This is a genomic window from Qipengyuania sp. NPDC077410, from assembly GCF_044543405.1.
GTDB classification, from domain to species: Bacteria; Pseudomonadota; Alphaproteobacteria; order Sphingomonadales; family Sphingomonadaceae; genus Qipengyuania; species Qipengyuania pacifica.
In genome coordinates this window covers 228935-242403 of record NZ_JBITWB010000001.1, presented here as the reverse complement: position 1 = coordinate 242403, position 13469 = coordinate 228935, and the positions used below count along the sequence as shown (strand labels likewise).

The 13469-nt window shown below is 62.1% G+C and carries 11 protein-coding genes and 2 tRNA genes; 10 read left to right on the top strand and 3 right to left on the bottom strand.

Features of this window, described 5'->3' with window-relative positions; translation table 11 throughout:
• Positions 1–16 precede the first annotated feature (16 nt).
• Together ACIGGE_RS01235 and ACIGGE_RS01230 are read left to right on the top strand one after the other, a co-directional pair.
• Positions 17–814 (top strand): crotonase/enoyl-CoA hydratase family protein, encoded by a 798-nt coding sequence (locus ACIGGE_RS01235; RefSeq protein WP_397489183.1) that lies wholly within the window; start codon positions 17–19, stop codon positions 812–814.
• A 141-nt stretch (positions 815–955) separates the two neighbouring features.
• A complete protein-coding gene (locus tag ACIGGE_RS01230; RefSeq protein WP_397489182.1) occupies positions 956–2527 on the top strand; it encodes an ABC-F family ATP-binding cassette domain-containing protein in 1572 nt (523 codons plus the stop codon).
• 41 nt (positions 2528–2568) lie between these two features.
• Here ACIGGE_RS01230 and ACIGGE_RS01225 read toward each other — a convergent pair whose 3' ends face one another.
• Positions 2569–3348 (bottom strand): acyl-CoA thioesterase, encoded by a 780-nt coding sequence (locus tag ACIGGE_RS01225; protein WP_397489181.1) that lies wholly within the window; start codon positions 3346–3348, stop codon positions 2569–2571.
• Positions 3349–3473: 125 nt separating this feature from the next.
• Here ACIGGE_RS01225 and ACIGGE_RS01220 point away from each other — a divergent pair.
• The 8 genes from ACIGGE_RS01220 (at position 3474) to ACIGGE_RS01185 (ending at position 11359) form a co-directional block, all read left to right on the top strand.
• Positions 3474–3547 (top strand) — tRNA-Cys (locus tag ACIGGE_RS01220).
• 22 nt (positions 3548–3569) lie between these two features.
• Positions 3570–3645: transfer RNA gene (locus tag ACIGGE_RS01215), tRNA-Thr, on the top strand.
• Between the two features lie 89 nt (positions 3646–3734).
• On the top strand, positions 3735–5780 hold the full coding sequence (locus ACIGGE_RS01210) for an FUSC family protein (protein ID WP_397489180.1): 2046 nt from the start codon (positions 3735–3737) through the stop codon (positions 5778–5780).
• Positions 5781–5965: 185 nt separating this feature from the next.
• Complete coding sequence (gene paoA / locus ACIGGE_RS01205; protein WP_397489179.1) at positions 5966–6598, top strand: aldehyde dehydrogenase iron-sulfur subunit PaoA; 633 nt, start codon at positions 5966–5968, stop codon at positions 6596–6598.
• Positions 6599–6600: 2 nt separating this feature from the next.
• Positions 6601–7551, top strand: a complete 951-nt coding sequence (locus ACIGGE_RS01200) for an FAD binding domain-containing protein (protein WP_397489178.1) — start codon at positions 6601–6603, stop codon at positions 7549–7551.
• A 4-nt stretch (positions 7552–7555) separates the two neighbouring features.
• Entirely contained in the window at positions 7556–9757 is a 2202-nt protein-coding gene (gene paoC, locus ACIGGE_RS01195; protein ID WP_397489177.1) for an aldehyde oxidoreductase molybdenum-binding subunit PaoC, read from the top strand.
• Positions 9758–9786: 29 nt separating this feature from the next.
• Positions 9787–10770, top strand: a complete 984-nt coding sequence (locus ACIGGE_RS01190; RefSeq protein WP_397489176.1) for an XdhC family protein — start codon at positions 9787–9789, stop codon at positions 10768–10770.
• Positions 10757–11359 (top strand): NTP transferase domain-containing protein, encoded by a 603-nt coding sequence (locus ACIGGE_RS01185; RefSeq protein ID WP_397489175.1) that lies wholly within the window; start codon positions 10757–10759, stop codon positions 11357–11359. Before ACIGGE_RS01190 ends, ACIGGE_RS01185 begins: the two co-directional genes overlap by 14 nt.
• Positions 11360–11374: 15 nt before the next feature.
• Here ACIGGE_RS01185 and ACIGGE_RS01180 read toward each other — a convergent pair whose 3' ends face one another.
• Together ACIGGE_RS01180 and ACIGGE_RS01175 are read right to left on the bottom strand one after the other, a co-directional pair.
• Complete coding sequence (locus tag ACIGGE_RS01180; RefSeq protein WP_397489174.1) at positions 11375–12067, bottom strand: GntR family transcriptional regulator; 693 nt, start codon at positions 12065–12067, stop codon at positions 11375–11377.
• Positions 12064–13434 (bottom strand): formimidoylglutamate deiminase, encoded by a 1371-nt coding sequence (locus ACIGGE_RS01175; RefSeq protein ID WP_397489173.1) that lies wholly within the window; start codon positions 13432–13434, stop codon positions 12064–12066. The genes ACIGGE_RS01180 and ACIGGE_RS01175 overlap by 4 nt, the downstream gene beginning before the upstream one ends.
• Positions 13435–13469: the final 35 nt, after the last annotated feature.

Genomic DNA, 13469 nt, shown 5'->3' with positions numbered 1-13469 from the left:
GAGAGAGGATTTAGGCATGAATTTCCAGGATCGCGTTTCGATCGATCTCGCCGATAATGGCGTGGCACAGGTCCGCTTCACTCGCGGCGACAAGATGAATGCGCTTGATGGCGCGCAGTTCGAAGCCGTGCTGGAAGCAGGCCAGGCCCTGCGCGAAATGAAGGGTTTGCGGGTGGCAGTCCTATCGGGCGAAGGCCGCGCCTTCTGCGCCGGGCTCGATCTGTCCAGCATGGCGGCCGGCGGCTCGAACCCGCAGGCAAAGCTCGTCGACCGCACGCACGGCAATGCCAACCGCGCGCAGGAAGCCGCGATGACCTGGCGCAAATGCCCCGTCCCCGTCATCGCCGCCGTCCACGGCGTCTGCTTCGGCGGCGGCCTCCAGATCGCCAGCGGCGCCGACATCCGCGTGGTCCATCCGGCAACGCGCATGGCGGTTATGGAAATGAAATGGGGCCTCGTCCCCGACATGGGCGGCTATGCCCTGTGGCGGGGCCTGGTGCGTGACGACATCCTTCGCGAGCTGACCTATACCAACCGCGAATTCTCTGGCGAAGAGGCTCTCGGCCTGGGCTTCGCCACCATGATCGACGAAGATCCTCTGGCCAGGGCCACCGCGCTGGCGGAAACCATCGCCAACAAGAACCCCGATGCCATCCGCGGCTCCAAGCGCCTGTTCAAGGTCATGCAGGAAGAAGGCGAAGATGCCATCCTTCTGGCGGAAAGCCGCGAACAGGATGGCATCATGCGCACGCCCAATCAGGTCGAGGCGGTCATGGCGGAAATGGAAAAGCGCCCGCCGCGCTTCGCCGACTGAGGCGCTGGCCGCTTGCACTTTGCGACATCCGTCGCCAAATTGCGAGCGCGGCCCGGTATGGCCGAACTGACAGGAGCAAGGCATCGATGAACATCTGAGCGAAAATTCGTCCTTTCTGACAATTCTCTGCTCCGGTGATCCATGCCCAATCTCGTTCTCGATTCCGTGTCCGTCGCGACTCCCGACGGTACTCCGCTTTTCCCAGCCCTATCGCTGACCGTCGGTCGCGAAGCCGTCGGTCTGTTCGGTAGGAATGGATCGGGCAAGACCACGCTGCTGCGCGCGATCGCGGGTGACGGATCGTACTCCGGCTCCATCCTATGCAATGGCGCCGTCGGCTTTCTGCGGCAGGAAAGCATTGCAGGGGATCGCATCGTCGCAGATGTGCTGGGTGCTACAGAAGACCTGGCACGGCTGCGGCGGATAGAGGAGGGCAGGGCGCGCGACGACGATATCGATCGTGCCGACTGGACCCTGTCGGCACGACTGGAAGCGGCGCTGGCGCAGGTCGATCTCCCCACAATCGACTGGACCCGCCCCTATGCGGGTTTCAGCGGCGGAGAGCGGATGCGGTTGAAGCTGGCCGCGCTGCTGGTTCCCGAACCCACTATCCTGCTGCTCGACGAACCGACCAACAATCTCGACCGCGACGGGCGCAATGCCATTATCCGGCTGTTGACGGGGTGGCATGGGGCGATCCTGTGCGCCAGCCACGACCGCGAACTGCTGGAAAACGTCAACCGCATCGTCGACCTGTCCACGACCGGGGCCACGGTGTTCGGCGGTGCCTGGTCGGCATTTTGCGATTATCGCGATGCGGAGCGCGCTCGTGCGATCGACGCGCTCGAGACGGCAAAGGCGGATCACAAGGCGGCGCAGCGCACCCAGCAGCGTGAACTGGAAAAGCAGGTTCGCCGCGACAAGCGCGGCCGCGCCGTCGCCGCGCGCAAGGCGGAACCCAAAATGCATCTCCATGCCCAGCAGCAGCGGGCGGAGAAGACTGGCGCCCGCACGCTGGCTGTCGGGGAGGATTTGGCCCGCACAACGCAGGAGGCGCTGCGCGATGCGCAATCGCGGGTCGAGCGCGTGGTGCCCGTGCATATCGAGCTTGGCTCCTGCGGGCTGTCCTCGCGCCATGTGCTCGTCGATGCTTCGGGTGTGGCATGCGATTTCGGCCCGCGCCGCCTGTTCGGCCCGCTCGACATCCATATCCGCGGCCCCGAGCGTATCGCGCTCGTCGGGGCGAACGGATCCGGAAAGACCAGCCTCATCCGCCTGCTGACCGGTGCAGCCGAACCCGTCACCGGGCAGATCGAAGCGGACCGGGATCGTATCGCCGTGCTCGACCAGCACCTGGCATTGCTGGGTGATGATGAAACGCTGATTGCCGCGATGCGACGGCACAACCCGGCGCTGGATCGGCAGGAGGCGCATGCTGTGCTGGCCCGGTTCGGCTTTCGGGGCCACTGGGCCGACCGGCTGGCAGGTGCGCTGTCCGGCGGGGAGAAGGTGCGGCTGGCTCTGGCCTGTCTGTTCGCGCGGCCGGATCCGCCGCAATTGCTGATCCTCGACGAACCGACCAACCACCTTGATATCGACGCGATCGAATTGCTCGAAAAGGCCTTACGCGATTATGACGGAGCCATTCTGTGCGTCAGCCATGATGAGGCATTCTGCAGGGCTATCGTGCTGGAGCGGGAAATCTGTCTCTAGCCGGAACAGAGAGGGCTCGGCGCCCGCTCGATCTCCCCCATTTACCCGAAGATCGCGGCGCTCTGCATACCGTCCAGCACTTGATGGCCATCGGCATTCCAGAGGCGAAGCCGCTCGGAAGAATAGCCGTGATCGGCGTGCTGGCTGGCATTTTCCGACAGGAACCAACCATCCCGCGTGGTCGGATTGGTGTCGAGCAGGTTGAATGACCAGTTGATCGAACTGAGCGGACCTTGTCGTTTCATGACTCGCATCGCGCCTGGCGGAAGCACATCGCCCATCAATATGAGCTGCGATATCGGATCGAGCGCGTCGCGATCGGTCAGGCGCGCCCACCGCCGCACGATCGGCGCGCCCGGGCCCCGCACATCCTGGGCGCGGCGAATCTCGAAATTATTGGTGATGAAGGCCGGCCCCTTCCCATTCATGGCATCCTCCGCATCTTCGGGCGGCCCGGGCCATTCCTCGATCGGTGAGGCGGGATGGACTGCATTCGCCTCGCGCAGGGTGCCAAACAGCCAGAAAGCGCTCAGCGCACACTGGCCTTCGCACCACAGTTCGCTGCGCACCTGCGTCACATTGCGCCCCTGCCGCACGATTTCGCGTCTGACCTCGATATCTGATCCAGTCGGCGCCACGAAGGCGACCTGTGCGGCGCGAAGGGGTGGCAGATCGGGAAAAGCGCGGGTGGCTGCAGTATAGGCGACAAGCGCCGATGCACCGCCATAAAGCGTCCGGCCCTGCATCCACTGGTCGAGACCGGAAAAGCGTGTTTGCCCGCCTTGGGCTGTGATCGGATCGAGAAGATTGGCAATGCTCATGGTCGATCACATTGCCGCTAACCGGCCACGCGTAAAGACTGACGTTACGTAAGGTGTCATGTGGTGATTGCCTTTGGGTGCGAGAATCGCTAGTGCGCCGCTTCCCGTGCCGAGAGGCCGGGCGAGGCCCGATGGCGGAGTGGTTACGCAGAGGACTGCAAATCCTTGCACGCCGGTTCGATTCCGGCTCGGGCCTCCACTTCTCGCAGCAGTGCGAAAGTGCCGCTTTAGCTCAGTTGGTAGAGCACATCATTCGTAATGATGGGGTCAGGTGTTCGAGTCACCTAAGCGGCACCACTTTCATTGTTGACTGAAATCCTGCCATGTCCCTGGCGGCCCCATTCATGACCGCCGAGAACATTTGAGCAATAGCGGCAGGTGTTTGCTTGACCCAGCATTACACTGTCGCACCCATCCGCAATTGCTGTATCGGCAAGGCAGTGCCAACCCTCCTCACCTTGTTCGTAAATGCCTTGCCTCCCGGCGCCCGGAGGATGTTGGTACGTGCCGATCCCGGGCTGCTGCGGACTGCCCGCGGTGCGCGTGCCATGTTCGCCTTTGTGTTGACGATGGCAGTGACCGTTTTGGCCGGTGGGGCGTTTGGAGCACCCATCACGGCGTTTCTCATTGCCTTTCCCGTCACGGTTTTCAGCTGCGCGGCGATAAGCGACGACGAGACGCGGGCGCGGATTGGCAAGATACTCGCCTTGTCCGCATCAGCTGGTGCGATGTTTACGCTTTCGGCTCTGCTACATACGAGTTGGATAAATCATTTCGTTTTCGTGCTGCTGATCGGAGCAGTGGCATATGCACGTCAATTTGGCGGCCCCTGGATCCCGGTCGGGCTTGCCGCGAATGTCAGCTATTTCTTCGGTGCGTTTCTCAAACCCGACACGCAGATGCTCCACTGGCAGTGGGTCGGAGTGGTAATCGGCGCAGTTTGCGCATTGATCGTACATCAACTGGTCGTGCCGCACAGGCCCTGGCGGCGTATGCGTTGGGCAGTCAGCTCGATACGGATGCGCATGGGGGGAATGCTGGAAGCGGCTGCACGCTTCGGTGAAACGCAGAAAGTTCCTCACTTGAAGTGGGAATTGGCCCAGGTTGCCAATGCGGTGAACATTGCCGAAAACGAGTTGGACAATCTTCCGGGCGGGCGGCTTGCTCACCGGCCGCTTGCCGAAGCCCTTCTATCCATCCTGGCTCTGGCAGAGCGTTTTGCATTACAGCTTCAGGACCAGCTGGAACGGGTCGGCATGCCGAATGTCGACAAGCGCGAACTGGAGAGCCTTTCGAAAGCGCTGATCGATTACACGCCACTCTCGCACAACGGTGATCTTGCCTCGATTGGCTCTGGGATAGACAGGCTCGAGCAAGCGCTGCTGCTACCGCCTGATCTCGACGCCGCGAGGTCGCGAAAAGTGCCACCGGCCGCGCCAGTGCGAGCGCAATTTCGTTCCGCTATTCAATCGGCGGCGGCTGCAGCGCTCGCTATCCTGGGCGGGGTGATGCTCTCGCCCGAACGCTGGTATTGGGCGGTCATAACCGTGTTCGTTATGTTCACAGGCACATTTTCGCGCGGCCAAGCGCTGGCCAAGTCCCTCCAACGCACATTCGGAACCTTGGCAGGCATTTTGGTGGCAATGGGCGTTGTCTGGGCCCTGCAGGGTAACATTCATGTCGCTCTGGCGCTGATGCCGCTCGCGATTTTCGGCGTTTTTTACGCCTTCACTCAATCGTATACCTGGATGGCTTTCTGGATCACGGTGACCGTTGCCTTGCTGTTTCTGGCAACGGGGCGCTTCACCGACGCATTGATGGTGCTGAGGCTTGAAGAAACGGCGATCGGTGCAACTGCCGGGATCATCGTCGCAGCGTTCGTGCTGCCGAAGAGCACAGATGCCTATGCCCGTGAGCAATTGAACGATCTTCTTGATACAACCCGTGCTGTGCTGGAAACATCACTACCGGATGGCCCGATTGACCGGTTGCAGCTGACTGCCGCACTGCATGATTTCGAGGCGAAGGTTTCGAACATGCGGGACGTGATCGAGCCATTGCGTATTTTTCCGGGGGCGCGCGCCAGCGGCCAGCGGGACGGGATAACGCGCCAGCTCGTCCTTACCAGCTATTGGGTTCATGAAATCGCGCTTGCGGTGCGCGAACTGGATAGCGCCGGCGTGAAGCGATCGCCAGCTTGCGCTTTGGAAGCTTCGGCAAAGTTGGAAGCCGTGATAGAACGCCTTCGTGTCCCCGGACATGATGAAACTGCGGTGGAGACTGCCGATGCGCCGCCACCGTTGGCCCGTGAGACGGGCGGCGACCCGATGCAAGTGATCGCTACTGCATGCCACGGTGCCGCCGTCTCTCTGACAAGCGTAGCGCGCCTCGTCACCGATCGAAGCATGCATAGTCGCGCGTTTCGGTTCTGAAGCTCTACGTTGTAGCGAGCAAGGTGCTCGTTGCACAAATTCGCCGGGCGACTGCTCCGCTGCTGGCGAAGTCAAAAGCACCCACGTCGGCATCCAAGCAGTCACGGCATGGTCGCAAATCAGCATTTTGGTATCGGGAGCTTTGCTGCCATAGTGATGGCAAGGCAGGAAAACAGGAGGCGCCCATGGCTCAGGACGGATTTCTCAAGGTCTCTCGCAGGGGCGTTCTGGCAGGGGGAGTGGCTTCGGCAGCGGCCAGCCGAGCGTCGATCGCATTTGCGCAGGAAAATTCCGGGGCTTCTGCCGTTGAGGCTACCGTGCCCCTCAAATTTACCGTGAACGGCGAAGATCGCCAGCTCGACCTCGATACGCGGACAACGCTTCTGGACGCCTTGCGTGAGCATTTGCAGCTAACCGGCACGAAGAAGGGGTGCGATCATGGCCAGTGCGGCGCCTGCACGGTGATCGTGAATGGCGAGCGGATCAATTCGTGTCTCAGCCTGGCGGTACAGCACGAGGGTGACGAGGTGACAACGATCGAAGGGCTCGGCTCTGCCGACAAGCTCCACCCGATGCAGGCCGCATTCGTGAAGCATGATGGCTATCAGTGTGGCTATTGCACTCCGGGGCAGATCTGTTCGGCGGTCGCTGTATTGGATGAAATCCGCAAAGGCATACCGAGCCATGTCACCGAAGATCTCGATGGGGCAATGCAGCCGAGCAATGTGGAGATGCGCGAACGGATGAGCGGCAATATCTGTCGCTGCGGCGCCTATTCCAACATCGCCGAGGCGATGGCCGAAGTGGCGGGAGCCTGATCATGCGCAGCTTTACTTACGAACGGGCGAAAACGGCGGCAGACGCGGCAAAGACGGTTGCAGAAACACAGGGTGCCAAATTCATCGCCGGCGGCACCAATCTGCTCGATCTGATGAAGATCGAGGTGGAGACGCCCACTCATCTCGTCGATGTACAGGACCTGGGCTTCGATGCGATCGAGGAAACGCCGGAAGGCGGGTTGCGGATCGGCGCGCTTGTTTCCAATACTGCCCTGTCTGCCCATCCTGTCGTGCGGCGGGATTACGCCGTGCTGACGCGGGCGATCCAGGCAGGCGCGTCGGGACAGTTGCGCAACAAGGCCACCACCGGCGGAAACCTGTTGCAGCGGACCCGCTGTGCATATTTCTACGACACCAACATGCCCTGCAACAAGCGCAAGCCGGGCGATGGCTGCGCCGCGCTAGGCGGTTTTTCGCGGCAGTTGGGTGTCATCGGCATTTCTGATGCCTGCATTGCCACTTACCCCGGAGACATGGCCGTGGCGCTGCGGGTGCTCGACGCAGTGGTCGAAACCGTGAAACCAGACGGGACGGCGCGGGCGATACCGATTGCCGATTTCCATCGCCTCTGGGGCGACACCCCTCAGACCGAAACGGTGCTTGAGCCCGGCGAACTCATCACGGCCGTGGTTCTGCCGGAGCCGCTGGGCGGACAGCATTTCTACCAGAAAGTCCGCGATCGTCGGTCATACGCCTTTGCGCTGGTGTCTGTGGCGGCGGTCATACAGGCTGACGGCACAGGACGCGTTGCTTTCGGCGGTGTAGCGCCCAAGCCGTGGCGTGTGGAGGCAGCGGACGCGCTGCTTCAGCAAGGCGCATCGGCTGTGGTGGCCAAGGCTTTTGCCGATGCCCGTCCGACCGAACAGAACAAGTTCAAGATCCCGCTCGCCGAACGGGCACTTGCGGGCATCCTTGCAGACGCGAGAGGCTGATCAGATGGAATTTAACGCTCCTGCGACTGAGAACCTGTTCGACCGCGCCAAGCTGGTCGGCAAGTCCACTCCGCGTATCGACGGGCCGCTCAAGGTGTCGGGCGCCGCGCCCTATGCGGCCGAGCGGCACGACGTCGCCGCTGGTCAGGCCTATGGCTGGATCGTCGGCGCGGCGATTGCCAAGGGCCGGATCCGGTCGATGGAGCTGGCCGATGCCCGCCGGGCGCCCGGGGTCATCGCGATCGTTGCGGCGACCGAACATGAGCCGGTTGGGACCAGCCCCTACAATCATGCACCGCTCTTTGGCGGCCGCGACATCGCCCATTACCATCAGGCGATCGCCGTCGTGGTGGCCGAGACGTTCGAACAGGCCAGAGCCGCCGCCAGTCTGATCCGTACGCAATACGATGCCGCCGATGGCGTCCACGATCTTGCCCGCGTCAAAAGCGCGGCCAAAATCGGCACCGGCTTCAGCGGCGAATCGATGAAGGACACCCTGGGCGATTTCGATGGGGCTTTCGACGGTGCGGCCGTGAAAATCGATGCCACTTACACCACGCCTGACGAAGCGCATGCGATGATGGAACCGTTTGCCACCATAGCTGCCTGGGAAGGCGACAAGCTGACGGTGTGGACGTCGAACCAGATGATCAACTGGGGCAAAAGGGCGCTGGCATCGATCCTTGGTATCGAGGCGGACAATGTGCGGGTCGATTCGCCATATGTCGGCGGTGGTTTCGGCGGGAAACTGTTCATCCGCGCCGACGCGGTGATGGCCGCGCTGGGGGCCAAGGCCGCAAAGCGCCCGGTCAAGATCGCGATGCAGCGTCCGCTGATGTTCAACAATTCGACCCATCGCCCGGCCACCATCCAGCGCGTACGCCTGGGGGCGGGATCAGATGGCAGGATCACCGCCATCGCGCATGAATGCTGGTCGGCAAATATCACCGGCGAGGATGGCGAGCATGGCACGCTGCAAACGCCCAAGCTCTATACCGGAGCCAACCGGCTGACCGCTTCCTATGTCTCGCAGATCGATCTTCCCGAAGGCAATGCCATGCGCGCGCCGGGCGAAGCGCCGGGTCATATGGCACTCGAGGTCGCGATGGACGAACTGGCCGAACAGGCGGGGATCGATCCTGTGGAGCTGCGTATCCTCAACGATGCACGCGGTGTCGTTCCGGGCGACCCCGAAACCAAGATATCGGATCGCCATCTCGCCCGCTGTCTGAAGGAAGGGGCCGAACGCTTCGGTTGGTCCAAACGCAAGGCGCAGCCGGGCCAGGCGCGCAACGGTCGCTGGCTGACCGGCATGGGCGTGGCTGCCGGATACCGTGCGGGTCCGACGGCCAAATCGGCTGCGCGTGTCAGCCTGTCCGCGGACGGCAAGCTCAAGGTCGAAACCGACATGACCGATATCGGCACCGGATCCTACACCATCATTGCGCAGACCGCCGCCGAAACCATGGGCCTCCCGCTCGATAGCGTAACGGTTGAGCTGGGTGACTCGAACTTCCCCGTCTCGTCGGGCTCCGGCGGCCAATGGGGCGCGGCGAGTTCGACGGCGGGCGTTTACGCAGCCTGCGTCAACCTACGCCGGATGATTGGCGAAAAGCTTGATTTCGATGGTGATGCGGCGGATTTCCAAGGAGGCCGCGCGACGCTGGATGGACAGGGCTGGCAGATCACCGAAGCCGGGGCACTCAGTGCCGATGGCGAAATGACCTATGGCGATTTTAAATCGGATTACGACGTGGGCACCTATGCCGCCCATTTCGCCGAAGTGCGCGTCGATGCCTTTACCGGCGAAGTGCACATCACGCGCATGCTGGCCGTTTGCGATGCCGGGCGCATCCTGAACCCGCTGTCTGCGCGCAGTCAGGTCATCGGCGGAATGGTCATGGCAGCGGGCGCGACACTGATGGAAGACCTGCATGTCGACAAAAGGTTCGGCTTTTTCGCCAATCATGATCTGGCCGGTTACGAAGTGCCGGTTCATGCGGACATTCCTCATCAGGAATGCATATTCCTCGACACGCTGGATCCCATCGTTTCCCCGATGAAGGCGAAGGGTGTGGGCGAACTTGGTATTTGCGGTCCCAATGCGGCGGTTGCCAATGCCGTCTACAACGCCACCGGTGTGCGGGTGCGGGAATACCCGATTACGGTCGATAAATATCTCGACCGGTTACCGGCGCTTGCGTGATCGCATCAGACGGGATGTAGATCGCAAGGATGGCTGAAGACTCTGCCTGGCTGATGAGCGGGCTCGAAGACGATGTCCGGCCGCGTATGTTCGAGGTGGCAGATCGGGGCGAAGCCTTTGCCCTGGCCACCATCGTGAAGGCCGATGGCGGCCCGCGGCCAGTTGGTGCACAGATGGTCGTCACCGCGCGAGAAAGCTGGGGCTTTCTGTCGGGTGGCTGCATCGAAGACGACGTGGCGCTGAATGCGCGCGAGGTAATCGATGACGGGCAACCCCGCACTATCGTCTATGGGACCGGAAGTCCGCTGATTGACATCCGCCTGCCGTGTGGCGGCAGTATCGAAGTGATCATCGAGCGGGTGTCGCCGACCGATGCGGCGCTTGCCGATCTGCGATCGCTTACATCTGCGCGACGACCTGCTGTCTGGATCAGCGATGGACGGCTGCGAAAATGCATTGCGCTGGGCCATGGCGACGACACCGCGCCCGCCCTGATTGTCCGTCATTACTTTCCGTGTCAGAGGCTGGTGGTCATCGGCTCCGATCCCTTTGCGCTGGCGATTGCGGGGCTCGGCCAGACAGTCGGCTGGGACGTATCCATTCTCGCTCCCTTCGGACCGCAAGCCCATCCGCCCATTGGCGTATCCTATGATCGGCGGACCCTTGCAGAGGCTATGAACGATCCGGCGCCCGACCGCTGGACGGCCGTCGCCGTAGCGACGCACGATCTCGAACAGGATGAAAGCGCTTTGATCCCAGCCCTGCAATCGCCTGCAGGCTATGTCGGAGTGCTCGGCTCGCGTCGTAAGCTGGACCAACGCCTTGCCGGCCTTCGGTCTGCCGGGTTGGATCAGCGAGCGATCGCACGGCTTTCGGCTCCCATTGGTCTGAACATCGGGGCGTCGTCTCCATGGGAGGTGGCACTGTCGGTCGTCGCCGAAATAGTTGACGCCTGCCGCGGGGACACACGCCGTGTCGTTGCTCCATCGCGCAAACCGCATGTCGCTGCCTGAAGCGACCGGGTGCCATGCCATCGTCCTCGCCGCGGGGACGGGTAGTCGATTCGGAGGCGGGAAACTGCTTGCCCCTTTTCGTGGACGCCCGCTTATCCACTGGTCCGTCACAGCAGCCCTTTCATCCCGTGTAACCAGCGTAACGGTTGTTCTTGGAGCGCAGGCCGATGACGTCGCGGCAGCCTTGGCACCGTTCGCCGATCGCCGTCTTTCTCTGGTTCGCTGCAGGCATTGGGAAGAAGGGTTGTCGGCGTCGCTGACATACGGGCTGCGAACGCTGCCACAGGACACGCGCGCGGTAGCGATCTTCCTGGGCGACATGCCCGATCTCGATCCCGGACTGGCCGATCGTGTGCTGACAGAGGTAGTTGGCGGCGCCCCGGCAGCGTATCCCGAGTGTAAAGGTATCCCGGGGCACCCGGTGGCTTTGTCCAGCGAGCTATTTCCTCTGATCGAAAGTCTTAAGGGCGATCAGGGCGCTCGCGCCGTTCTTGCCGGCCAAAGCGGTGTTATCCGTGTTCCAACCGACGATCCCGGCTCCATTGCCGATATCGACACAAGGCACGATCTGAAGCGGTTGGGACCTTAGCCCGTTCGTTTCGACCTAGATCGTGAAATTCAGCCGATATCCGGGAGTATAGTGCAACGCCATGGTCGTGACAGAGCGTTCGCCGAGCCACGTCGTTCGGCGCATGGTGAAAAGCGCCTCTCCGCGCCCGATACTCAGCATTTGCGCTGTTCTCGCTTCAGCCGATATCGCCGACAGTTCTACCTCGCCGCGCGTGAAGGGGACTTTGCGAACCAACCATTCGTTTGCGCTCAGCGTGCCGAAGTCGGCAGTTTCGAAATCGGGTACCGTAGCAAGGTTTACCCAGCGTGTTTCGAAAGCGAAAGGCTGCCCATCCGCAAGATGCAGTGTCTCCAGATAGGCTGCCGATCTGTCTTCCGCGATCTGAAGGTTAAGCGAAATTGGGACGGGTGGCCGGATCGTCCGGCGCTTTACGATCTCGCAGCTGTAGGTTCGTCCCATGTCTTCAACCTGTTCGCGCACCAGCGGAATGCGGACCTGCGCCTGGGGGAGGGGCAGTGGGCGTACGCGGGTGCCGCCCTTGCGCTTACGTTCCACGATGCCTTCTTCGGCCAGGGCCTGAAGAGCGCGATTCACCGTGGTCCGCGAACAGCCATACTGCTCGGCGAAATCGACCTCGCCCGGGATCAGTTCACCCAGTTTCCATTCGCCCGCCACGATGCGGGCACGAATGGCTTCGCGAATGCCGCGGTGGGTTTGTGCATTCACAGGGCGGCGCCCAGTTCCCGGATAGTGCGGGCGAAGCGCGCACGGATGTCGGCAGCGCGAATATGCTCACCGCCTTGTACGATATGGCGGCCCGCGGACCAAAGGTCGCTAACGGCGTGTGCTTCCACGCCGAAAATCCACGCATCGAGCCGCTGGTCCGGTTGCGGCCAGTCGAGGAAGGGCAGATCATCGCGCAGGCCGACGATGTCGGCCCGCATCCCGATTTCGATAGTGCCTGCTTTCCGTCCGATTGCCTGCGCACCGCCGCGAGCCGCCCGCTCGTAAAGATAGCGCCCGTTGGACCGGGTCGCGTCATCGGTCAGCACCGCGCGCTGGCGGTGCTTCAGTCGCTGCGAAACTTCGAGCATGCGCAGTTCTTCCGCAAGCGACAGGCGAATGTTGGAATCCGAACCGATGCCGTAGCGCCCGCCAGCCGCAAAATAGTCACGGGCTGCGAAAATCCCGTCGCCAAGGTTCGCCTCGGTGGTCGGACAAAGGCCCGCCACCGCGCCCGAAGCGGCAAGGGCCTTAACCTCGTTTGCATCGAGATGAGTTGCATGGATCAGGCACCAGCGCTCGTCCACCGGCATATTGTCGATCAGCCAGCGAACAGGACGCGCGCCCAGATGGCCCTCTACCTCTTCAACTTCCCTGATTTGCTCAGCGGCATGTATATGGATGGGCCCTTCAGGGCAGAGCGCCAGGCATGCCTCGATCCCGTCCCGATCGACCGCCCGGAGCGAATGCGGCGCAACGCCAAGGCGGAAGTCTTCCGGAAGACTGCGGCTGTTGTCAGCGATCCGCGTATACAGCGCCTCGAACTGATCGACGCTATTGCCGAACCGCAACTGACCACCATTCAGCGAACGCCTGTCCAACCCGCCATAAGAATAGAGCACCGGCAGGTGGGTGAGGCCGATGCCACTGGTCTGGCTCGCCGCAAAGATGGCGTTGGACAATTCGGCGATGTCGTCGAACTTTTCGCCGCCGACCTGGTGGTGCACGTAATGGAATTCGGCCGATGCGGAATAGCCCGCCTGTGCCATTTCCATCTGCACGAGTGCGGCGACGGATTCGATGTGGTCCGGCGTCAATATATCCAGAAACCGGTACATCACTTTCCGCCAGGTCCAGAAATCGTCTGCCCCCTGCGGGCCCCGCGCTTCGGCTAGCCCCGCCATGGCGCGCTGAAAGCTGTGTGTGTGGATGTTGGCGAGGCCGGGCAGGGCAGTTCCGACAGCGGTGGCGGGATCGAAACCGCGCGGGGATATTTCCGCGATAGTGCCAAGCTCGTCGAGGTGAATGGCATGGTCGGCAAGCCATCCAGAGGGCGTTAGAACCTGCCGTGCGGAGATGATGCCAGCCATTTACCGTTGCGCCTTTCTGGTAATATGTGCATACA

Coding starts and splice junctions, on each gene's coding strand:
- ACIGGE_RS01235 (WP_397489183.1), top strand. CDS start 17: ATGAATTTCCAGGATCGCGTTTCGATCGATCTCGCCGATAATGGCGTG.
- ACIGGE_RS01230 (WP_397489182.1), top strand. CDS start 956: ATGCCCAATCTCGTTCTCGATTCCGTGTCCGTCGCGACTCCCGACGGT.
- ACIGGE_RS01225 (WP_397489181.1), bottom strand. CDS start 3,348: ATGAGCATTGCCAATCTTCTCGATCCGATCACAGCCCAAGGCGGGCAA.
- paoA (WP_397489179.1), top strand. CDS start 5,966: ATGGCTCAGGACGGATTTCTCAAGGTCTCTCGCAGGGGCGTTCTGGCA.
- ACIGGE_RS01200 (WP_397489178.1), top strand. CDS start 6,601: ATGCGCAGCTTTACTTACGAACGGGCGAAAACGGCGGCAGACGCGGCA.
- paoC (WP_397489177.1), top strand. CDS start 7,556: ATGGAATTTAACGCTCCTGCGACTGAGAACCTGTTCGACCGCGCCAAG.
- ACIGGE_RS01190 (WP_397489176.1), top strand. CDS start 9,787: ATGGCTGAAGACTCTGCCTGGCTGATGAGCGGGCTCGAAGACGATGTC.
- ACIGGE_RS01185 (WP_397489175.1), top strand. CDS start 10,757: ATGTCGCTGCCTGAAGCGACCGGGTGCCATGCCATCGTCCTCGCCGCG.
- ACIGGE_RS01175 (WP_397489173.1), bottom strand. CDS start 13,434: ATGGCTGGCATCATCTCCGCACGGCAGGTTCTAACGCCCTCTGGATGG.